Genomic DNA, 21,679 nt, shown 5'->3' on the forward strand with positions numbered 1-21,679 from the left:
CATGAAAAAAAGGCCGCCGGTTTATCTGGCGGCCTTTTTTGTGCGGTCAGAGGCCCAGATAGGCTTGTCGCACGCGGTCGTCATGCAGCAGCTGTTCGCCGCTGCCTTCCATGACGATACGGCCGTTTTCCAGAACGTAGGCATGGTCTGCCAGCTTGAGTGACACGGCGACATTCTGCTCGACCAGGATCACCGTCATGCCGCGCTCGTGCAGCAGCTTGATGATGCGGAAAACCTCTTGCACCACGGCCGGAGCTAGACCCAGCGACGGCTCGTCGAACATGATCAGTTCCGGCTGGCCCATCAGGCAGCGGCCGATGGCCAGCATCTGCTGCTCGCCGCCCGACATGGTGCCGGCGAGCTGGTCGCGCCGTTCGGCCAGGCGCGGGAAGAGGGAAAAGACTTCGTCGAGTGTGGGTTTTTCCTTGCCGCGCGCGCGCGGCAGCAATGCGCCCATCTGCAGGTTCTCCAGCACGCTCAAGCTGGGGAAAATCTGACGACCCTCGGCGACCTGGCCGATGCCGAGATTGCAGACCTTGTAGCTCGGCATCCCGCCGATCTCGGCGTCGTTGTAGCGGATCGTGCCGGCACGCGGCCGTTCGATGCCTGCAATGGTACGAATCAAGGTCGACTTGCCGGCGCCATTGGCGCCGATGATGGCGACAATGCTGCCCTGGGGCACGGTGAGCGAGACGCCATCCAGCGCCTGTGCGTCGCCGTAAAAGACGTCGAGTTTGTTGAGGCTCAGGCTCATGCCACGGCCTCCTCACCCAGATAGCATTCCAGCACGGCCGGGTCGCGCACCACCTGCTCCGGCTCGCCGCGGGCAATCACTTCGCCATGGTGCAGCACGACCACCTGCTGCGACAGCGCCATCACGGCGCGCATCACATGCTCGATCAGCAGGATGGTCATGCCGTGCTTTCTGTTCAGGTCGCGGAAAACGTTGACCATCTGGTCGGTCTCGGTCGGCCGGAGCCCGGCCATCACTTCATCCAGCAGCAGCAGTTTAGGGTCGGTGGCAAGGGCACGCGCCACTTCAAGGCGTTTGCGCTCGGGCAGGGTGAGCTGTGCGGCCGGCTGGTCGCGCTTGTCCAGCATGCCGAGCTGATCGAGCACGCCTTCCGACTTTTTGCGAGCAATGCTGGTACTGGTTTCGCGCAGCAGCGCGCCGACCATGACATTCTCCAGCGCGGTGAGGTCTTTGAAGGGCTTCACGATCTGGAAGGTGCGGCCGATGCCGGCGTGGCAGATCTGGTCCGGACGTAGTCCGGCGATGCTACCGCCGGCAAAGCTGATGCGGCCCTCGTCGGGTGCGAAGACGCCGGCGATCATGTTGAAGCAGGTGGTCTTGCCGGCGCCGTTCGGGCCGATCAGGCTGACAATGCCGCCTACGGGCACGGCCAGCGAGGCCTGATGCACGGCGCGCAGGCCGCGGAAGCTCTTCGTGATGCCGTCGACGCGAAGCAGGGGTTCGGTCATAGCCGCTCTCCCAGGCCGAGCTTCTTGCGCAGTGGCGGCCAGATGCCGTTGGGCAGCCACATGATCACGGCGGCGAGGCAGAGGCCATAGAAGACCAGCTTCACGCCGGGGACCTCATAGCCGAAATGCGCCATGACCTCGTTCAGGCCGTCCGCCAGCGCGGTCAGCACGAAGGCGCCGAGGATCGGGCCGAACAGCGAGCCGACGCCGCCGATGATCGGGCCAAGGATCAGCTCGATCGAGCGGTTCATGCTGAAAATCTGCTCGGGGAACAGGTTGTTGTAATAGAAGGCGAAGAACACGCCGCTGAGCGCAGTCATGCCCGAGGAGATCGCCACGGCGATCATCTTGTAACGGAAGATGTTGATGCCCAGCGTCTGGGCCGCTTCTGGCTCTTCGCGGATCGCCAGCCAATAATAACCGATCCGACCGGTGAGCAGCCAGCGGCAGAAGATGAAGGCCAGCGCCGTGATGGCGAGCAGGATATAATAGAACATCACCGGTGATCCGCGCAGGTTCAAGGGATCGTTGACGCTGTACTGCGCCACCGGCAGGAAGAAGCCGCCGGATCCGTTGACCCAGGTGAAATGGTCGAAGCCGACGCGGGTGAATTCGGAAAACGCGATGGTCAGCAGGGCGAAATAGACGCCACCGATGCCGAAGCGGAAGGCAAGGAAGCCGATGATTAGGCCGGCCGCCATGCTCACGATGATGGCGACCCAGACGCCGGCCCACGGTCCGATGCCGAAATGCACATAGAGGGCCGCGGCGGTATAGGCGGAAAGCCCGACATAGAGCGAGTGCCCGAGGCTGAGCTGTCCTGCAAAGCCCATCATCACGTTCCAGGCTTGGCCGGTATAGGCAAAATACAGTACCAGGATCAGGATCGAGAGGCCGTAGCTGCCGATGAAGAGTGGCGCGAGTGCCAGCACGGCCAGCAGCAGGCCAAGCAGGATGAGGGCGCGCCGCGGCACGCCGTTGGTCAGTCTTGCAATCATGCCCGATTTCTCATTAAACCCGGCGCCCCAGCAGGCCCTGAGGCCGGAACAGCAGCACCAGGATCAGGATAGCGATGCCGAACATGCTTTTGGCCGACGGCGCGAAGAACAGCCCGGCCATGGCTTCCGACAAGCCGATCAACAGTCCACCGAGTAGCGCGCCGGGCATGGAACCCAGGCCGCCGACGATGACGATGACGAAGGCCTGCAGCGTAAAAGCCGGTCCGATATTGGGTGTGGTGTCGATCAGCAGCGTCATCATGGCTCCGGCGGCGCCCACACAGGCCGAGCCGAGGCCGAAGGTCAGCGCATAGAGCCGCTTGACATTCAGGCCGACGACCAGCGCGCCCATGTGGTTGTCGGCGCAGGCGCGAATCGCCTTACCCGTGCGACTGAGCTTGAAGAAGGCGAAAAGCCCGGCGGTGATTGCCAGAGCCAGCACGGCGGTGATCACGCGAACCTTGTCGATCAGCAGCGGGCCGATCTCGATCGAATCAAGCGCGTAATCGACCAGCACATTGCGAGCATCCGGCCCGAAGATCATCAGCAGGCCGTTGACCATGATCAGGGCCACGGCGGCCAGCAGCATGAACTGGCTGTGTTCGGGCCGGTTGATGAAGGGGTTGATCAGGACCGCCTGCATCGCATAGCCAAGCGCGAAGAGGATGACCGCGATCGGCACCATCGCCACCAGCGGATCGATATTCCACGCGCCGAAAGCGATGATTGCCGCATAGGCGGCGATCGTCATCATTTCGCCATGGGCGAAGTTGACCACGCGCACCACACCGAAGATTACCGATAGGCCGAGTGCCATCAGGCCATAGACCAATCCGGTCAATATGCCCTGGATGGCTACATTGAAAACAAGCTCAGCAGGCATCGGTGCTCCGGCGGGTACGCGTGGTCAGGATCATGTTACCGCTTGGTCCAGCTGGGCATCGGCAGGGTCAGGTTGTCTTCGCCGATATCCAGTGGCAGCACCACTTTCGGGCGTTGTTCCAGATTCTGCAGTGTCACCGACTTGATGTTGACGTTCTGGCCCTTGGCGTCGAACTGCAGCGGGCCGCCCGCCATCACGTGGTCGGTGATGTTGGTCTTACGGATTGCATCGGCCAGCGCCGTGCCGTTCGTACTCTTGGCCGCGTTGAAGGCATTCACCGCGATCATGACGGCTTCAAACGAGAAGCCGACATTGAGCTCGAACAACTCGCCCTTGTAGCTCTTGGTGAACTCGTCGAGCAGCTTCTGGGTGATCGACGAGCGTGGATTGTACCAGGGCACGTTGGTCAGCAGGTAGTTTGAGAACTTGCCCAGCGTCTTGTAGAATTGGCCCTCGTAGAAGCCCGGAGCGCCGGGGCTCATCACGATCTGCGGCTCCCAGCGCTGTTTCACCATCTCGCGGATCATCAGGATGGCGTCGTTCAGGCGGGTGACCGGCATCAGCATGTCGGCACCGGTGGCCTTGGCCTTGGCGATTTCCACCGACAGGTCCTTGGCTTGCGGATCGTAGGAGATGGTTTCCACCACCTGGAACGGCAGGTTGAAGCGCGGCGCCATTGCCTTGATGGCACCGGCCATCGACTGGCCGAAGGTATCGTTCACATGCATGAACACGGCAGTCTTCGGCGTGATGCCGCTCTTCTCGAACACGCCCTTCATCAGGTTCAGGCCGTCACCCACCAGCATCGGCGCGGTGGGGAAGTTGCGGAAGACGAACTTGTAACCCTGCTCGGTGATCTGCGGGGCAGCAGCCACGTTGATGATGTAGGGCACGCCCTTCTGCTCGGCGACCTGGGCGATGGCGGCGGACTGGCCGCTGTCGAAGGCGCCGATCAGCACATTGGCGCCGTCATTGATCAGTTTCTCGGCGCGGCTGCGGGCCACGTCGACGTTGGATTCGGTATCGGCATTCATGATCTCGACATTGGCGTCGATGCCCATGCTCTTGAGCACGCGCGGCGCCAGGTCGATGCCGCGCTGGCAGGCGATGCCGAGCTGGGCCTGGAAGCCCGAACGCGGATGGATCGAACCGATCTTCAGAGTGCTGCTCTGCGCCCGACCGATATTGAAGGGTGCGGTGCTGGCGAGCAGGGCTGCGCCGGCGGCGGTGGCGGTGAACTGGCGGCGCGTGACTTTGACGCTCATGGTGATTCCTCCCGTTTTTAAGATTGATGAGGGCGTCGCCCACCCTGGGCGGCCCGCTTGGTACGCGATGCTACAGGATCGCTTTCGTTGTCGGAAAGCGTTGCGCCGGGCTTCTCTTTAGCGATCGGCGCCGGCGCGGCGACGAATTTGCGCAGGAGCTGCATCAGGGTGCGATGCTCGTCCGGCGATAATACGGCGTTGATCAAGGTGTCGTGCACCTTCACCCTGGCAATCAAATCCTGCACCCGGCGTTCGCCCGGAACGGTCAGGAACAGGCCATAGGCACGGCGGTCGTTGGGATCGGCGCGCCGCTCGACCAGGCCCAGACGCTCGAGGCGATCGACCATGGTCATGGCGCCGGAGCGGGCCACGCCGAGCGCCTCGCCCAGGCGGCTCTGCTGCAGGCCGGGGTTGCGCTCGACCAGCATCAGCGCTGAAAACAGCGCCGGGCTGATTCCGGTTTCGCCCAGCCGGCCATAGAAATCTTCCCAGACCCGCAGTTGGGCCAGCCGCAGCAGGTAACCGACATGATGGGGCAGGCTGCCGTAATCGATGCGGGGAGCGGGGGCCGTGCGGCGCTCGCTTTTCGCTCCAGTGCGCGCAGCGGATGTCGCCACGATGCAGTCCCTCCCACGGTCATGTCCGGGCCGGCTGCGTGGCCGGCCCGTGTTTGCGCAGGATTGTAGCTATGCGTGACAGTAATGCAAGCAAACTAAATCGCCTGCCAGGTCGACAGGCGGGCAATTACAGCAAAGCCTGGAGCGTCACGCCAGAGTCATGGGCGGCAGCTAAGCTGCGGGGACTTGGCGCTCGTTGCGGCGTCCAGCCGGCTCGATGTCCCCGCCTCGGCCGGCTTTTTTTTGAGCGGATGTCAGGGCGTGGATTTGCGGCTGCGCCGGCGTTCGCCGCCGCTGCGGCGGCCGACTACTTCACGCCGCTCAGGCTCGATATCCAGCAGGCCGATCATGCGGCGATCGGCGCACCGGCGTTCGGCGAGGCGGCGCCGGTCAGGACCCAGATAGCCCGGGCTGCGGATGAAGGGGCGCGGCGACTTCAGCACGTGCATCAGCCGCAACACCAGCGCCCCCATTGCCAGTGGCTTGATCACTATCTCGTTCACGCCGGCATCGCGCGCCGCTGCCACCAGGGCAGCATCAGGCGACTGGGCCATCAGGATGATCGGCAGGTCATCGCTGTCGCGACGCAGGCGGCGCGTTAACGTCAGGCCGTCGCCGCTGTTGCTGCCGGGTAGCTTGTGGTCCAGCAACACCACGCTCGGTCGCTGCTCCACGATCTGGCGCATGGCCTCGGCCGAGGTGCCGGCGAGAAGGATGGACGGAAAGCCCATGCCTAACAGGACATCGCGCAGTGTGCGGCGCAGGGCGCGGTCACCTTCCGCGACCAGGATGGTCGCGTGACGAAAGGCGTTCGGATCGATGCGGCGCGGCTTGGCGAGAATCTCTGACATGGCCTGACTCAAATGGAATCGAGCCTGCAGTCTCGCCGCGCTGCGTTAATGAATGGTTTTAGTCGCGAAGCAGATCGTTGATGGAGGTCTTGGAGCGAGTCTGCGCATCGACGCGCTTGACGATCACGGCGCAATACAGCGACGGGCCCGGCTGGCCATTGGGCAGCGGTTTGCCGGGAATATTGCCCGAGACCACCACCGAATAGGCCGGCACACGGCCGACGAAGACTTCGCCTGTGGCGCGATCAATGATCTTGGTCGTCGCGCCGAGGTAGACGCCCATGGACAGGACGGCGCCTTCTTCGACGATCACGCCTTCCACGACTTCCGACCGAGCGCCAATGAAGCAGTTGTCCTCAATGATGACCGGATTGCCCTGCAGCGGTTCCAGCACACCGCCGATGCCGACGCCGCCCGACAGATGCACATTCTTGCCGATCTGTGCGCAGGAGCCGACGGTGGCCCAGGTGTCGACCATGGTGCCGCTGTCGACGTAGGCGCCGAGGTTCACAAAGCTCGGCATCAGGATCACGCCCGGCGCGATATACGCGGCCCGGCGGGCGACGGCGCCCGGCACGGCGCGGAAGCCGGCAGCGCGGAAACGCTGCTCGTTCCAGCCGGCAAACTTCGACGGCACCTTGTCGAACCAGTTGGCGCCACCCGGGGCGTCCGAGATCAGCATGTTGTCGGTGAGGCGGAAGCTCAGCAGCACCGCCTTCTTGGCCCACTGGTGCACAGTCCACTTGCCGTCGATCTTTTCGGCCACGCGCAGCTTGCCGTCGTCCAGCGCATTCAGTGTGGCTTCCACCGCGTCGCGGACCTCGCCCTTGGTCTGGAAATTGACCTGGTCGCGGGTTTCCCAGGCGGCGTCGATGACGGGTTGAAGCTGCTTGGCGAGAACGGCGTCGGACATGGAAATTCCTCGAGAAATAGCGGTCTGGTGGGATCGCGAGACAATAGCCGCCAAGACCGGTGAGTCAACCCGCCGGTCAGTCCGGCAGGCCGGCCAGGAAGGCGGTCAGGTCGGGCGCGGTATGGTGGATATGGCTGCGATCATCCTCGGCCGGCTGCGACCAGGTTTCCGTGGTTGGGACCCAGACCGTGGTCATCCCAAGCGCGGCGGCAGGCATCAGGTTGCGGGCCATATCTTCCACCATCACCGCCCGGGCGGGGTCAACGTCGTGGCGCTGCAGCATCACGCGGTAAGGCGCAATGTCGGGCTTGGGCAGATAGTCGGAGGCGACGATATCGAAGGTCGCCTCGAAGCGATCACGGATGCCCAGTTTTGCCAGGATGCGGTCGGCATGGGCGACCGTGCCATTGGTGTAAACCAGTTTGCGGCCGGGCAGGCGATCCAGCGCCGCACCCAGATCAGGCATGGCGGCAATCACGCTGAGGTCGATGTCGTGCACGTAATCCAGAAAGGTGGCGGGTTCGATCTGGTGCTCGACCATCAGGCCGCGCAGGGTTGTGCCATGGGTATGGAAGAACTGCTTCTGTCGGCGGCGCGCTTCGTCGAGGTCGACCGAGAAGGTGCGGGCGATGAACTCACCCATGCGGCGCGACACCTGGTCGAACAGGTTGCAATGCGCCGGATAGAGCGTGTTGTCGAGATCGAAGACCCAGGTGGCGGCACCGCGCAATGACGAACCTGTGAGCGGCCGCCAAGTGAGTGGGGCGGCGACAGGGGTGGAATCGGGTTCTGCGGCAGGGGAGATCACGGTTTCGCACCATAGGCGGTTCCGGTTAAAATGGCGAGTATCCGGGTCGCCATCCGCATCGCGGCGGTCCGCAGGGAGGGAAGCCAGAGTGGGCGGAAACAGCGTAGCAATAGACGGCTCCGGGTTCGATCCCGAAAGCCTGGTGCCGCAGTTTCCCGGCCCTGCCGCCGTATTCGATCATGCCGGACGCGTGCAGCAGGCCAACGAATCCGCCGCGGCCCTGCTGGAGGCGCTGGGAGCCGGACAACTGCCCAATCTCGCCACCCTGATCGATACCTGCCTCAAGGATGGCAGGACGCGACAGGATCGCGCCGATGTTCCCGGCATGCGCGGCGGCACGGCGCTGCAGATGACACTGATCGCCCTGGGCGATGCGAAAGCGCGCCGCCTGCTGCTGCTGGGCCGCGACGCCACCCTGGAGCGCAACCTGATCCAGGCGCTGATGCAGTCGCGCCAGCTCTTCAAGGATCTGGTCACCTGCTCCACCGACTTTGCCTGGGAAACCAAGGATGACGGGAAGTTCGGTTTTGTCTCGCCGCGCGGCGCACTGGGCTACAGCGCCCGCGAACTGGAAGGGCGCAGTGCGCGTGAGTTCGTCGCCGAAGACACGCCGGGCACGCCGATGCCGTCGGCCTGGCCATTCGAGGCGCAGGATGCGCTGGATGCCGCCGAGGTCTTCCTGCAGCGCAAGGACGGCAGTGTCGGCTGCTTCGAGGTGGCCTGCCTGCCGGTACGCGATGCCAAGGGTGCCTGGACCGGCACACGCGGCGTCGCCCGCGATGTGACCGAGGCGCGGGAGCGGGTCGAGGCGCTGCGTCGCGCGCACAAACAGCTCGACAAGCTGGCCAGCACCGATGGTCTTACCGGCATGCTGAACCGTCGTGCCTTCCTGGCTGAGCTGGAGAAGCGGCTGAGCCGGCATCTGCATAATGGCAAGCGCGGCACGTTGATCTATTTCGATCTGGACAATTTCAAGAAGGTCAACGACGTGCGCGGTCATCAGGCCGGCGATGCAGTCCTGAAAGGCGTGGCCGATATCACCCGGCGACTGCTGCGCGGCGTCGATCTCGCGTCGCGCATCGGCGGCGACGAATTCCTGCTTTGGCTTGAAGAAGTAGATCGCGATCGCGCCGAGCCTATCACCACGCGCCTGCATGAAGCCGTGCGGGATCTGGACCGTGATTTCGGCGTCGAGGGTACGCCGCTGGGCTTTTCGATCGGTGCGGTCTTCTCGCGGCTGGATGGTCCGGAAACCACCGAGGCATTGATCGCGCGGGCCGACGAGGCCATGTATACCGCCAAGAAAGGCGGCAAGGGTCGCAGCCATATCGCGCTGCCACCGGATTTGGGGGCGTCATCGTGAGCGGCAAGGGGATTGAATACGACAAGGCCAAGGCGCTGGCCGCGTCGAGCGACAAGGCCCAGCGGCTGAAGCTGGCGCAACGCGCCGACACCCAGCCCGAGATCCTGTATTACCTCGCCAATGACGAAGTGGAGTCGGTGCGCCGCGCTATCGCCGAGAATGAGGCGACGCCGGCACAAGCCCATTTGTTACTCGCCAATGATTCATCAGTCGAAGTGCGCCAGCGTCTGGCCGAAAAGGTGACGCGCCTGTTGCCCGACATGCCGGCGGACGAAGCCGGCAAGGCGCGCGAACTGGCGATCCAGACGCTGGAACTTCTGGCAATGGATGAACTGGCGCGCATCCGCGCCGTGCTGTCGGAAGCACTGAAGTCCGCCACTGATGTCCCGCATCGCCTGATCCGGCAGCTGGCGCAGGATGTCGAGTTGATCGTCTCGGCCCCGGTGCTGCAATTCTCGCCGCTGTTGACCGACGATGACCTGCGCGAGATCGTCGCCTCCTCGGCGCAGTCGGGCGCATTGACTGCGATTGCTCGTCGCGTCGGTCTTTCCTCGGGTGTGTCGGATGTAATCGCTGCGACGCGCGATGTGTCTGCGGTGACGGCGCTGCTGGCCAACGATTCGGCCCAGATCCGAGAAGAGACGCTTGATCTCATTCTCGATGCCGCCCCCAGTGTTGAGGCTTGGCATGAGCCACTGGTGCAGCGGCCCAATCTGCCGGGTAAGGCGGCCAAGCGGATTGCCGGCTTTGTCGCGTCGTCATTGCTCAGCCTGCTGGCCAGTCGCAAGGATTTGCCGGCCGATGCGCTGGCGGCCGTGCGCGAGGTGATGGAAAAGCGCCTCGATGTGAAACTCGAGGAAGAGGCGGCGGAAGAAGATGAGGAGGCGGCGGAAGAGGAAAGCCAGTCCTCGATGTCGGATGCCGAAGCCCAGGTGAAGAAGCTGATCAAGGCCAAGCAACTCGACAATGACGCGGTACAGGATGCCATCGAGCGCAACGACCGCAACTTCGTGCTGCAATCGCTGGTGCAGAATGGCCGCATCCCGCTGTCGGTGATCCAGAAGGCTCTGGAGGCGCGCAACGGCCGCCTGATCACGGCACTAGTCTGGCGCGCCAAATTCTCCATGCGCACGGCGGTGATGATGCAGCGCGACATCGCCCGTGTGCCGCCACGCATGATGTTGAATGCCCGTAACGGCACGGATTATCCGTTGAGCCAGGGCGAGCTGGAAGAGCAGCTGAAGATTCTCGGCCTTTAAGCGGCGCTATCGTCGACGACGTGTAAGCCCTGCCGTCGGGTTTCCCGCAATTGCAGCAGTTGCGCCGCCGTACTGATGGCGATCTCCCCGGGATGCTTGCCGTTCACGCCATCGATGCCGATGGGGCAGGTGAGGCGGGCGATCTGCTGCTCGGTGAGGCCGAGTTCGCGGAAACGCTTGAGAAAGCGGGCGCGCTTGGTTTCCGAGCCGATCAGGCCCACATAGGCGAAGCGGTCTTCCTGCAGGGCCTTGGCTGCGATGCCCAGATCGAGTGCATGGCTGTGGCTCATGATCAGCAGCCAGGCATCGTCGGGGAGGACGGTGACGTCGCGTTCGGGCGCATTGGTGATCTCGATGCTGACGCCAGGTGGTACGTGATCAGGAAATTCGTCAGGGCGAGGGTCGAACCAGCGAATGCGGCAGGGCAGAGCCGAAAGTACCTGGACAATGGCTTTGCCGACATGACCGGCGCCGAACAGCGCCACTGTGAACAGATCTGGTCGCTGCGGCTCGAACAGCAGGGTCATTGAGCCGCCGCAGCACTGGCCAAGCGATGGCCCGAGCGGAAACTTGCGCAGGTCCGGGCCGCGCCTGGTAGCCAGCATCTGGCGTGCAATCTCGATCGCTCGGAATTCCAGCGTGCCCCCGCCGATGGTCCCGATGGTCTCGTCGGGCGTTACCACCATCTTGGTGCCGGCTTCGCGCGGCGCCGAGCCGTCGGTGGCGGCCACAGTGACTAGCACGACGGGGATGCCGCGCCGGTCCAGGTCGCCGAGTGCATTGAGCCAATTGGTCATTTCGCCGCCATGCTGTTGCTGCCCGACACAATTTGCCTGCGCGCGGCCGCGATCGCCAGCAGCACGCGTTCGGGCGTTGCCGGCGCATCCAGATGCAGGCTGGCTGTGCCAGCCGCTGCGATGGCGGCGTCCTTCAGGGCCAGCCAGGCTGAGATGCCGAGCATCAGCGGCGGCTCGCCCACGGCCTTGGAGCGAAACACCGTATCGGCCGGATTGGCGCGGCCCGACACCAGTTGCACGCGGAAATCTTCCGGCAGGTCGCGCGCGGTCGGAATCTTGTAGGTGCTGGGTGCATGCGTCCGCAGCCGGCCTTTGTCGTCCCACCATAGTTCTTCCATGGTGAGCCAGCCCAGACCCTGTAGATAGCCGCCCTCCACCTGGCCCCGATCGATGGCGGGATTGAGCGAGCTGCCGCAGTCATGCAGCAGATCGGCACGGGTGAAGCGGTATTCGCCCGTGAAGGTATCGAGCAGCACCTCGGTCACTGCGACGCCATAAGCGAAATAATAGAACGGCTGGCCGCGCCCGCTGGCGCGGTCGAAATGGATATCCGGTGTGGCGTAGAAGCCAGATGCCGAGAGTTGCACGCGGTTCATCCAGGCCTTGTGGGCCAGCTCGGCGAAGGCAATTGATTTCCCCCCACCCTTTGCTTGCCCGTCGGCAAAGACCACCTGCTCTGTCGGCACGCCCAGGATCGGTGCGGCGACGGCGGCCAAGCGGCCGCGAATCTCCAGCGCGGCGGCCTCGGCTGCCTTGCCGTTCAGGTCGGCGCCGGCCGAGGCGGCGGTGGCCGAGGTGTTCGGCACCTTGTCGGTGCGGGTGGCGGTAATGCGAATCTGGTCAAGCCCGATGCCGAAGGTCTCGGCGACCACCTGTGCCACCTTGATATAGAGGCCCTGGCCCATCTCGGTGCCGCCATGGTTCAACTGCACCGAGCCATCCTCATAGACCAGCACCAGAGCTCCGGCCTGGTTGAGGAAGGTCGTGGTGAAGGAAATGCCGAACTTCACCGGGGTCAGCGCCAGCCCCTTCTTGAGATGCGGAGTCTGCGCATTGAAGGCGTCGATCTGTTGCCGGCGCGTCTTGTAGTCGCTGCTGGCGAGCAGCTCGCCGATCAGGTCGGGCAGGATGTTATCCTTGATCGTCTGGAAATACGGCGTGACATTGTTGTTTGTCGTGCCGTAGAGGTTGGCTAGCCGTATCTCCAGCGGGTCGCGCTGCAGATGGCGTGCGATCTCGTCTATCACATACTCCGTCGTCGCCATGCCCTGCGGCCCGCCAAAGCCGCGGAAGGCCGTATTGGAAACCGTATTGGTCTTGCAGCACAGGCCAGTGATGGTGACATCGGGCAGCCAGTAGCTGGAATCGGCATGGAAGACGGCGCGATCCACGACGGCTCCGGTGAGATCAGCAGCCCAGCCGCCGCGGCCAGCCAGTGTCACGTCGTAGCCCAGAATGCGGCCATCCTCGTCAAAGCCGACGGCATAGCGGCTGAGGAAATCATGGCGTTTGCCGGTGATCGCCATATCCTCGTCGCGGTCGAGCCGCAGCTTTACCGGGTGGCCGGTCTTCGCCGCCAGCAACGCAGCGAGGCAGGCGAATTGCGCGGCCTGCGTCTCTTTGCCACCGAAGCCGCCGCCCATGCGCCGGCATTCCACGGTGACGCCGTGCAAGGGTATGTCGAGGACGCGCGCAACGAGTTTCTGCACTTCGGAGGGATGCTGCGTCGAGCAGCGCACCATCATGTCTCCGTCTTCGCGCGGTTCGGCCTGGCTGACCTGGCCTTCCAGATAGAAATGGTCCTGCCCGCCGATATACAATTCGCCCTGCAGGCGATGAGGCGCTCTGGCAATGGCGCCAGCAGCATCGCCGCGCTTCAGGCCCAGCGGCGGCAGCAGCAGCGCATTCTTTTCGATGGCCTCCGCGATGCCTAGGATCGCCGGCAGGTCCTCATAGGTTACGCGCACCAGCCTGGCGGCACGACGGGCAGTGGCCAGATCGACGGCGGCGATGGCGGCCACCGGTTGACCGTGGAATTCCACCACGCCATCTGCCAGCACCGGTTCTGGGCCGACGACCGGCGCGATATCGGCATTGCCGGGTACATCGGCCACAGTGATCACCGCGATCACGCCAGGCAGCGCGCACGCAGCCGTCAGGTCAACGGACAGGATTTTCGCATGCGTGCGCTCGCTCAGGTGCAAGGCGACATGCAGCAGGCCTTCGGGCTCGGGTAGGTCGTCGATATAGCGCGCGGTGCCGGCCACATGCTTGGCGGCACTGTCATGCTTCACTGGCTTGTGGATGACAGCGGTCATTGGGCAGCCTCGACACAGATCGTCTTGCCGCTGCTGATCTCGAGACAGAATTTGCGCAGCAGGTTCTGCGCCGCCAACAAGCGGTATTCCGCCGAGGCGCGCATGTCGCTCATCGGCTGGAAATCCTCGGCCAGCGCGGCAACCGCCGGTTCGATATCGGCCGGCGTGAAATGTCTGCCGGTCAGGGCCGCTTCAGCGCGGCCAGCGCGGGCCGGAGTGCCGGCCATACCGCCGAAGGCCAACCTTGCAGCCTTCACGATCTCGCCGTCCAGCGTCACATGGAAGGCCGCCAGTACGGCCGAGATATCCTGGTCGAAACGCTTGGACAGCTTGTAGACGGTGAAGCGACTGTCCCGTCCGGGCTTCTGCACTGTGACGCTTTCCACGAACTCTCCCGCCTTGAGCGCCGTCTTGCGATAGGCGAGGAAGAAGTCCTCCAGCGGCAAGTTGCGGCTGCCGGCTATCGAGCGCAGCTTCAGCGTGGCGCCGAGAGCGATGAGCGTTGGCATGCTGTCGCCGATCGGACTGCCATTGGCGATATTGCCGCCCATGGTGCCGGAATTACGGATCTGCACCGAACCCAATCGGCGAACCATGCGGGCGAAATCCGGATGCAGGCTCTCGATGGCGGAAAACGCATCGCTGTAGGTGACGCCGGCACCGATCTCGATGGCCGCACCGTGATCGGTGATGCGCTTCAGTTCGGCCACCTGGCCGATATGGATAATGCTGCGCGGCACGCGCTGCTGCTTGGTGACCCACAGTCCGACATCGGTGCCGCCGGCCAGGATCCAGCTTTCGCCCTCGGGCAGCATGGCCAGGGTCTGCGCCAGCTCATCGGCGCTACGCGGACTGAGGAAATCGCCCTGCGGCGTGGCATGGCGCAGCATGCGCTCGCGTTTGAGGCTGCCAAGCTGCGCGACCAATGCGGCTTCCTGCGGTGCGAAACGGTCGTTGCCGGCCTCGAACATACGCTGCCCGGCCTCAAGGATTGGACGATAGCCGGTGCAGCGGCAAAGATTGCCGGCCAAAGCATCCTTCAGGCTGGTGTCATCAGCCCTGTCGTGGGTCTTGTAATACCCGAACAGCGCCATGACGAAGCCGGGCGTGCAGAAGCCGCATTGCGAGCCATGGGTGTCGACCATGGCCTGCTGCACGGGGTGCAGATGATCACCGTCTGCCAGGTCATCGACGGTGAACAGCGCTTTGCCGTCGAGCTGATGCACAAACAGGATGCAGGCATTGACAGCGCGATGCTTGAGCTTGCCGTCTTCGGCGGCCTCGGCCACCACCACGGTGCAGGCACCGCAGTCGCCTTCGGCACAGCCTTCTTTCGATCCGGTGCGGCGCAGGCGGATGCGCAGATACTCCAGGACCGTCATGGTGTGGGGAATATCGGGTTCCACCGTCACCACCTGGCCGCGCGATACGAACCTCACGGGTTCGGACATGCTGCCTCCGGTCTATCAGCCGCCGCAACGGGCGGGGATCAGCTCATCAGGTCGCTGCCGCGGAAGGCCCAACCGGTCATGCGGCGCTCGAACCAGACTGCCACAGCATACATCAGCACGCCCATCACCGCGACCACGATCAGTCCGGCGAAGACCAGCGGCACGTTGTAGCTGGAGGAGGCCGACAGCATCAGGTAGCCGATGCCCTCGTTGGAGGCGACGGTTTCGGCGATCACCGACCCGACGAAGGCCAGCGTGATGGCGATTTTCAGCGACGCGAACAGGTAGGGCATGGCGCGTGGCAGGCCGACCTTGGTCAGGATTTCCGTCTTGGAGGCGCCCAGCGAACGCAGCACATCGCGCAGCTCCGGCTCGATGGTGGCGAGGCCAGTGGCTACGTTCACCACGATGGGGAAGAAGGAGATGACGAAGGCGGTGATGATCGCCGGCACGGTGCCAATGCCGAACCAGATCACCAGCACCGGCACCAGCGCCACCTTTGGGATCGAGTTGAAGCCGACCAGCACGGGGTAGAGCCCTACATAGACAAGGCGCGAGGCGCCGATAAAGACACCGAGCAGGCCGCCACCGATCACGCCGAGCACAAAGCCCGCCGTGGTGGTCATTAGGGTCTGCAACGAATGATGCGCGATCTGTGGGGCAAATTTCACCATCGCCTCAAAGACCACAGTGGGTCTGGGCAGGATGAAGGTCTCCACGCGGGTGATCACGCAGATGGCTTCCCAGATGACGAACAGGCCGATGGTCACCAGCCAGGGCATAGCCCGGATCAGATTTTTCTCATTCATCATGATTCGCGCACCGAATGGATATGCTCGCGCAGCTCATGCACGATCTCGCCGAAATGCGGCTCGAAGGTGGTGTCCAACGTGCGCGGACGCGGAATGTCGATCTCCTTGGACAGGATGATCTTGCCGGGCCGCTTGCTCATCACGAAAACACGGTCGGCCAGGTAGGTGGCTTCGCGCAGGTCATGGGTGATCAGGATGGCGGTGAAGCGCTTTTTCATCCAAAGCGTCTGCATCACGCCCCACAGCTCCTCGCGCGTGAAGGCGTCGAGTGCGCCGAAAGGCTCGTCCAGCATCAGCAGGCGCGGCTCATGGATGATCGAACGGCAGACATTAGCGCGCTGCTGCATACCGCCGGAGAGCTGCCAGGGGAACTTGTCGGCGAAGTCGCGCAGGCCGACGGTGCCGAGCAGGTCCATCGCCTTTTCGACATATATCTTCTTCTGCTTGCGCAGCAGGCGCTTGTGCGGCTCGACGATCTCGAGCGGCAGCATCACGTTGTCCAGCGTGGTGCGCCAGGGCAGCAGGGTGGAATTCTGGAAGGCCATGCCCACGCCCTGCACCGGACCGTTCACCGGCTTGCCGCCGATGGTGATGCTGCCATTGGTGCAGTTGAGCAGTCCGGTCACCAGCTTCATCAGGGTCGACTTACCACAGCCCGAGGGACCGACCACGGCGACGAACTCGCCTTCCTGGATGGCAATATTGAGGCCTTCGACGGCCAGCGTCTGCTCTTCGGCCTGCTGATAGACGAGGCTGACTTCGCTGATTTTGACGAAAGCGGGACCCTGCATCACGGCTGCTCCTGGCTGTTGCCAGTACTGTGGCCGTGTAAGACTGTCATCGCCTGCATCTGCGATTTGCCCCCTGTCGAAATCCTGTCGGATTTGCCCCCATCGCGCTGATGCGTGCATCGCGCCTAAAGGGATTGTAAACACTGTTGTCGCGCAATTGTAAACAGTTTTCCCCCGCCCGATTCTGCGGCAACCGGAGCGCTTGATGAGCGACAATACGGCAATCGCCGCGATACGGGACCGCCGTGCGTTTTCATGGCGCACCAGCCTGTATTTCGCGATCCTTTTCCTCGGCCCCGGCGTTTGGCTGCCGTTCTGGCCGGTCTGGCTCGAGTCGCGTGGGTTGAGTGCGCTGGAAATTTCGGCAGTGGTGTCGAGCGGCATCTGGGTGCGGCTGTTCGCGGGTCCGATGGCGGCGCATCTGGTCGACCGCAGCGGTGCGCGGCGGCAGGCGATCATCCTGCTGTCCTGGGCCTGCCTCGTGCTGTTTGCCTTCTTCTGGTGGGCCCATGGCTTCTGGGCGATCTTCCTGCTCGCCATCGCCTATGCGATCGCCTGGTCGCCGATCACGCCCTTCAGCGAGAATGTGGCGGTGCTGGCGGCGGGCCGCTACGGCCTGCAATACGGCCGCATCCGTCTCTGGGGTAGCCTCAGCTTCCTGGTTACCGCTTATGCTGCTGGCCTGTGGCTGAAGGGGCGCGACGGCGACTGGATCTACGGCCTGCTGCTGTTCGCCATGGCGTGTCTGGCGCTGGGCAGCCATCTGTTGCCCGACCTGCGCCTGCCGCTCGACCGGCCGAAACTTGCTGGCGCGCCGATGCGGCTGCTGCTGGGCAACCGCCTGTTCCTCGCCTTCCTTGGCGCCAATGCCTGCCTGCAGTCCAGTCATGCGATGCTGTACACCTTCGGCACGCTGCAATGGCGCAATGCAGGACTGAGCGATGCGCAGATCGGTTTCCTCTGGGCCGAGGGCGTGTTGGCTGAAGTGATCCTGTTCGCGGTCGGCCAGCGTGTCGTGCTGAAGATGGGCGGCGTCGGCCTGCTGCTGCTGGCCTGCCTGGGCGGCGCATTGCGCTGGAGCCTCACCGGCCTGACCGGCGACTTCACTTGGCTGGTGTTGCTCAATCTTCTGCATGCAGCGACCTTCGGCTGCGCCCACCTCGGTGCCATGCGGTTGCTGGCCGAGGGCATCGATCCGCAGGCCTCGGCCACGGCGCAGACGCTCTACACCGCCGCCAATGCCTCGGTGCTGGCCACCGTCACCCTGCTGATCGGTCCGCTGTTCCCGCAGGCCGACGGCCTTACCTACCTGGCGATGTTGCCGCTATCGCTGGCCGGCGGTTTCTGTGCCCTGCTGCTATGGCGTCGGCGCAACGATCTGCGTTTCACTGGTATCGGTGTGGTTTCGTAGCGGGCCCACCTTTGCCGGTTTGTTGCAGTTTTGCAGTCGTGATCGCTGTTTTGCGGCAGTTGCTTCTGGAATCCCGCCCTCTGGGGCTATTGAGGTGCCTTGTAGTTGTGCGCGACTGTATCAGTCATGCACAGCATGCTGCTTTCGCGGGTTAAAGCGGCGCGCAGCCTAAAATTTCCGCAATAAAGCGACGAACTGAAAGAACGCATGGCCGTGTGGCGAAGAATCATAACATGCGGCACGCGGTAAAATTGAATTACGGGAATGGGGGAACCTGATGCGCCTGGGCATCGCTGCAAAAATCATCATCGCGGTCGCCATTCCGGCGCTGGGCTTCATCGGCATGTCGGCCATATCAGTGTATGAGCGCTGGCGGGTTCTGCGCGAAGTGGAAGCGACCGAGCAGGCTTTCGCCTATGCCGTCGCCAGCAGCGGGTTGGTGCATGAGTTGCAAAAGGAACGGGGTGCCAGCGCCTTGTTCATCGGGGCGCGCGGCGCGCAGTTCGGCACCGAACTGAAAACCCAACGCGCCGATACCGACAAGGCTGCGGCCGGCTTCGCCGCGGCGCTGCAGCGTCTGAAGCAGACGGCCAGCCTGCAGGCGCTTGGCCTGCTGGGCGACAAGACCGTACAGGTGCTGGAAGCGCTGTCGTCGCGGCGCAGTCAGATCGATGCGCTTACCTTGCCGGGTCCGCAGTCCTTTGCCGGCTACACGCAGACGATCCGCACGGCGCTGGTCGGCATCCACGGACTGTCGGATGTGACGCGCCACCCTGATCTCACCGCCGCGCTGGGCGCTTATCTCGCCGTGCTCGAGGGCAAGGAAAAGGCCGGCCAGGAACGTGCCACCGGCGCCGGCGCTTTCGCCGCGAAGAAATTCGACCCCGATGTCTATCAGCGCTTCGTCGGCCTGGGCTTGACCCAGGAGGCCGATTTTGCCGATTTCTTCGAGCGGGCGAAGCCGGAGCAGATTGCCTATTACAAACAGATTCAGACGCATGCCTCTTTCGCCGAGGTGCAGCGCTTGCGCAAGATCGGCTACGACTTTATCGCCACCGCCAGTACCGGCGACATCGCCGGACCCTACTGGTTCCAGACCACCACGCAACGCATCGACCAGCTCAAGCTGCTGGAAGACCGGCTGGGCAACGATCTGCTGGCGCTCTGCGCGCAGATCCGCAGCGCCGAACGCGGTACGCTGAGCACCGAGGCGGTCATTGTGCTGGCGCTGCTGCTCGTCGCAGCCCTGCTGAGCGGTCTGATTATTCGCGGCATCACTGTGCCGCTGGCGGCTGTGGTCGGTGCCATGAGTCGCCTGGCCGGTGGCGACACCGGCGTGACCATTGCGGCGAAAGCGCGCAAGGATCAGATCGGCGATCTGGTCGAGGCCTATGAAACATTTCGCGCCAATGCCCAGGAAAAGCAGGCGCTGGAAGCCGGTGCGGCCGCCCAGCGCAGCGAAGCCGAGCGTGTACGCGGCATGCGTGATGTCCGCGAGCAGGCGGCGGCAGCGGAAATCGGTGCACTGGTCAATGGCATCCTGTCGGGTAATCTGTCGACCCGGCTGGAGGAGCAAGGCAAGGAGGGCTTCTTCCTGGAGGTGAGCCAGCGCCTCAACCGTCTGGCTGAAATGCTGCAGGATATTGTCGGCAATATGGCCGGCGTAATGGCGGCACTCGCCGATGGCGATCTGCGCAAAAGCGTGCAGGGCGATTACGCCGGTGTGTTCGGCGAGCTGAAGGACAACACCAACCGCATGGGGGAGCGGCTGCAGGATTTCGCCAGCCGGCTTGCGATCAGCGCCGATGCTGTCCATGCGGCGGCGTCCGAAATCTCGACCGGTAGCCAGGACCTGGCCGGCCGCACGGAAAGCCAGGCCGCATCGATTGAAGAGACTGCTGCTTCGATGCACGAAATTACCACCACCGTGCGCCAGAATGCCGATAATGCCCAGGCTGCCAATCAGCTCGCCACGGCGGCGCGCGACACCGCCGAAAAGGGCGGCAGCGTGGTGGCTGAGGCTGTGAAGGCGGTCAGTCAGATCGAGGGCAGTGCGCAGAAGATCAGCGACATTGTCGGCCTAATCGACGAGATCGCCTTCCAGACCAACCTGCTGGCGCTGAATGCTTCGGTGGAAGCTGCACGCGCCGGCGAGGCCGGCAAGGGCTTTGCCGTCGTGGCGCAGGAAGTGCGGGCGCTGGCCCAGCGCTCGGCCAATGCATCCAAGGACATCAAGGCGCTGATCTCTGAATCAAACGCTCAGGTGAAGACGGGTGCCGATCTGGTGAACCAGACCGGCACCTCGCTGGTCGATATCGTGGCCGCAGTGAAGAAGGTGACCGATATCGTGGCCGAGATCGCGGCCGCGTCGAAAGAGCAGGCCACCGGCCTTGATCAGGTCAACACTGCTGTTGGCAATATGGATGAAATGACCCAGCGCAACGGCGCCCTGGTCGAAGAGACCTCGGCTTCGGCCCAGGCGCTCGCCGGTCAGGCGCAGGAACTGGCGCGCCTCGTCGGTTTCTTCAAACGCGCCTGAAAATGCCGTCGGGCTGACGGGGGCGGGGCGGCGTGCGCTTGAGCCAGAGCACAATGCCGGTGACGAACAGCAGTGCCGGCAGCAGGCCGCTGATGAATATAATCAACCGCCCGATCTCGCCGAACAGATAACCGGTATGCAACGGATAGGGCAGTTGGTCGAATACCAGGTTGGCAGCCGGCAGGTCGCGCGCGCGCTGGATGTCCAGTACCTTGCCGCCGGCATCGAATAGCACATAACTGCGGCCGTTCTGGTGAATCTCGCCAGGCTGGCGCAGCCGGATGCGCGTGGCCGCACCGGGACGTGCCGGGGGCGAGATGAAGACGAGCCGGGCGCCGGGCATCAGGCGTAGCGCTTCCGCCGCCAGCTCGTCCAGCGGCACGATGGGCCCGGCATGAGTGGCCTGCTGCGGCCGTGCCTGCGGCTGGCCGCCCATCGCCTGCATGGCAGGGACCAGCGCCTCGCGGAAGCTGATGGCGCTGCCGCTGATCGCCAGCAGCAGCAGCGGTATGGCCGTGGCGGCGCCACCGACCTTGTGCAGGTCGAAGCTGCGGCGGAACCAGGACATGTTGTGCCAGCGCATGCTCAAGGCCTGTTTCCAGGCGTGCCACCGTCGCGGATGCAGCGGCCACCAGAGGATAATGCCGCTCACGGCGCTGATGGCGAAGATGAGGCCAAACCAGCCGACAACCTCGCGGCCCTTGCGGTCCAGAAGCAGCTTACTATGGAGATCGAACATGAGGGTGAAGAAGGGTGCCGGCTCGGTGCCGAGCACTGCCACACGATAGGGATCGACCAGCAGGGTTTCGCGCCCACCGCTAGGCAATGTGACGACGGCCAGAACCGGATGGCTGGCGGTCTCGGCATAGCGGAGCTGCGTCACGCGGCCCCCCGATTGCTGCTGCGCGATGGCAATGATCTGTGACGGCTGGGCCATGGGACCCTGCGGGTCCACATGCATCAGCGCGGGGTAAAGCAGGTCGACAATCTCGTCTTGGTAGACGAGAGCGCTGCCGGTCAGGCCGAGCAGCACGAAGATCAGGCCTGCACCCAGGCCGACCCAGAGATGAAGGCGGCGCCAGAATTGTCGAACAGTCACTGGCGCCGCCTTGTCTCGGGAT

At 63.8% G+C, this 21,679-nt stretch carries 19 protein-coding genes; 4 read left to right on the forward strand and 15 right to left on the reverse strand.

The window, feature by feature from the left end; translation table 11 throughout:
- Nucleotides 1–46 precede the first annotated feature (46 nt).
- From AC1RRT_RS13035 to AC1RRT_RS13075, 9 genes are all read right to left on the reverse strand, one after another.
- Nucleotides 47–754 carry an ABC transporter ATP-binding protein gene (locus AC1RRT_RS13035; RefSeq protein WP_493014233.1) on the reverse strand — a complete coding sequence of 236 codons (708 nt, stop codon included), beginning with the start codon at nucleotides 752–754 and terminating at the stop codon, nucleotides 47–49.
- A complete protein-coding gene (locus tag AC1RRT_RS13040) occupies nucleotides 751–1,482 on the reverse strand; it encodes an ABC transporter ATP-binding protein (protein ID WP_493014234.1) in 732 nt (243 codons plus the stop codon). Before AC1RRT_RS13040 ends, AC1RRT_RS13035 begins: the two co-directional genes overlap by 4 nt.
- Nucleotides 1,479–2,480, reverse strand: coding sequence for a branched-chain amino acid ABC transporter permease (locus tag AC1RRT_RS13045; protein WP_493014235.1), 1,002 nt, complete (start codon nucleotides 2,478–2,480; stop codon nucleotides 1,479–1,481). The genes AC1RRT_RS13040 and AC1RRT_RS13045 overlap by 4 nt, the downstream gene beginning before the upstream one ends.
- A gap of 13 nt (nucleotides 2,481–2,493) precedes the next feature.
- Entirely contained in the window at nucleotides 2,494–3,363 is an 870-nt protein-coding gene (locus AC1RRT_RS13050; protein ID WP_493014236.1) for a branched-chain amino acid ABC transporter permease, read from the reverse strand.
- Between the two features lie 35 nt (nucleotides 3,364–3,398).
- Nucleotides 3,399–4,628: an ABC transporter substrate-binding protein gene (locus AC1RRT_RS13055; protein ID WP_493014237.1), complete on the reverse strand. Its 1,230-nt coding sequence runs from the start codon at nucleotides 4,626–4,628 to the stop codon at nucleotides 3,399–3,401.
- Nucleotides 4,629–4,645: 17 nt separating this feature from the next.
- Nucleotides 4,646–5,245, reverse strand: coding sequence for a MarR family winged helix-turn-helix transcriptional regulator (locus AC1RRT_RS13060; protein ID WP_493014238.1), 600 nt, complete (start codon nucleotides 5,243–5,245; stop codon nucleotides 4,646–4,648).
- Between the two features lie 254 nt (nucleotides 5,246–5,499).
- The gene (locus tag AC1RRT_RS13065) at nucleotides 5,500–6,096 is read right to left on the reverse strand and encodes a response regulator transcription factor (protein ID WP_493014239.1); all 597 of its coding nucleotides are present in this window, start codon (nucleotides 6,094–6,096) and stop codon (nucleotides 5,500–5,502) included.
- 58 nt (nucleotides 6,097–6,154) lie between these two features.
- A complete protein-coding gene (dapD, locus tag AC1RRT_RS13070; protein ID WP_493014240.1) occupies nucleotides 6,155–7,009 on the reverse strand; it encodes a 2,3,4,5-tetrahydropyridine-2,6-dicarboxylate N-succinyltransferase in 855 nt (284 codons plus the stop codon).
- Nucleotides 7,010–7,085: 76 nt separating this feature from the next.
- Nucleotides 7,086–7,739: a pyrimidine 5'-nucleotidase gene (locus AC1RRT_RS13075; protein WP_493014241.1), complete on the reverse strand. Its 654-nt coding sequence runs from the start codon at nucleotides 7,737–7,739 to the stop codon at nucleotides 7,086–7,088.
- A gap of 166 nt (nucleotides 7,740–7,905) precedes the next feature.
- Here AC1RRT_RS13075 and AC1RRT_RS13080 point away from each other — a divergent pair, with 166 nt between their 5' ends.
- Nucleotides 7,906–9,180: a sensor domain-containing diguanylate cyclase gene (locus tag AC1RRT_RS13080; protein WP_493014242.1), complete on the forward strand. Its 1,275-nt coding sequence runs from the start codon at nucleotides 7,906–7,908 to the stop codon at nucleotides 9,178–9,180.
- The gene (locus AC1RRT_RS13085) at nucleotides 9,177–10,439 is read left to right on the forward strand and encodes a DUF2336 domain-containing protein (RefSeq protein ID WP_493014243.1); all 1,263 of its coding nucleotides are present in this window, start codon (nucleotides 9,177–9,179) and stop codon (nucleotides 10,437–10,439) included. The genes AC1RRT_RS13080 and AC1RRT_RS13085 overlap by 4 nt, the downstream gene beginning before the upstream one ends.
- On the opposite strand, the gene xdhC is transcribed toward AC1RRT_RS13085, so the two are convergent.
- Genes xdhC through AC1RRT_RS13110 form a run of 5 tightly spaced genes read right to left on the reverse strand, consistent with a single transcriptional unit; the run spans nucleotide 10,436 to nucleotide 16,608 of the window.
- A complete protein-coding gene (xdhC, locus tag AC1RRT_RS13090; RefSeq protein WP_493014244.1) occupies nucleotides 10,436–11,236 on the reverse strand; it encodes a xanthine dehydrogenase accessory protein XdhC in 801 nt (266 codons plus the stop codon). The two genes, AC1RRT_RS13085 and xdhC, sit on opposite strands and share 4 nt — an antisense overlap.
- A complete protein-coding gene (gene xdhB, locus AC1RRT_RS13095) occupies nucleotides 11,233–13,554 on the reverse strand; it encodes a xanthine dehydrogenase molybdopterin binding subunit (protein ID WP_493014245.1) in 2,322 nt (773 codons plus the stop codon). The genes xdhC and xdhB overlap by 4 nt, the downstream gene beginning before the upstream one ends.
- Entirely contained in the window at nucleotides 13,551–15,005 is a 1,455-nt protein-coding gene (gene xdhA, locus AC1RRT_RS13100; RefSeq protein ID WP_493014246.1) for a xanthine dehydrogenase small subunit, read from the reverse strand. The genes xdhB and xdhA overlap by 4 nt, the downstream gene beginning before the upstream one ends.
- Before the next feature lie 38 nt (nucleotides 15,006–15,043).
- Nucleotides 15,044–15,817 (reverse strand): ABC transporter permease, encoded by a 774-nt coding sequence (locus AC1RRT_RS13105; RefSeq protein ID WP_493014247.1) that lies wholly within the window; start codon nucleotides 15,815–15,817, stop codon nucleotides 15,044–15,046.
- Nucleotides 15,814–16,608: an ABC transporter ATP-binding protein gene (locus AC1RRT_RS13110; protein ID WP_493014248.1), complete on the reverse strand. Its 795-nt coding sequence runs from the start codon at nucleotides 16,606–16,608 to the stop codon at nucleotides 15,814–15,816. Before AC1RRT_RS13110 ends, AC1RRT_RS13105 begins: the two co-directional genes overlap by 4 nt.
- Nucleotides 16,609–16,813: 205 nt before the next feature.
- Here AC1RRT_RS13110 and AC1RRT_RS13115 point away from each other — a divergent pair, with 205 nt between their 5' ends.
- On the forward strand, nucleotides 16,814–18,019 hold the full coding sequence (locus AC1RRT_RS13115; protein ID WP_493014249.1) for an MFS transporter: 1,206 nt from the start codon (nucleotides 16,814–16,816) through the stop codon (nucleotides 18,017–18,019).
- 277 nt (nucleotides 18,020–18,296) lie between these two features.
- Complete coding sequence (locus AC1RRT_RS13120; protein WP_493014250.1) at nucleotides 18,297–20,558, forward strand: methyl-accepting chemotaxis protein; 2,262 nt, start codon at nucleotides 18,297–18,299, stop codon at nucleotides 20,556–20,558.
- Here AC1RRT_RS13120 and AC1RRT_RS13125 read toward each other — a convergent pair.
- The gene (locus tag AC1RRT_RS13125) at nucleotides 20,545–21,657 is read right to left on the reverse strand and encodes a PepSY-associated TM helix domain-containing protein (protein WP_493014251.1); all 1,113 of its coding nucleotides are present in this window, start codon (nucleotides 21,655–21,657) and stop codon (nucleotides 20,545–20,547) included. The genes AC1RRT_RS13120 and AC1RRT_RS13125 overlap by 14 nt on opposite strands.
- Between the last annotated feature and the right edge of the window lie 22 nt (nucleotides 21,658–21,679).

It is taken from the genome of Ferrovibrio sp. GW821-FHT12B10, from assembly GCF_058807515.1.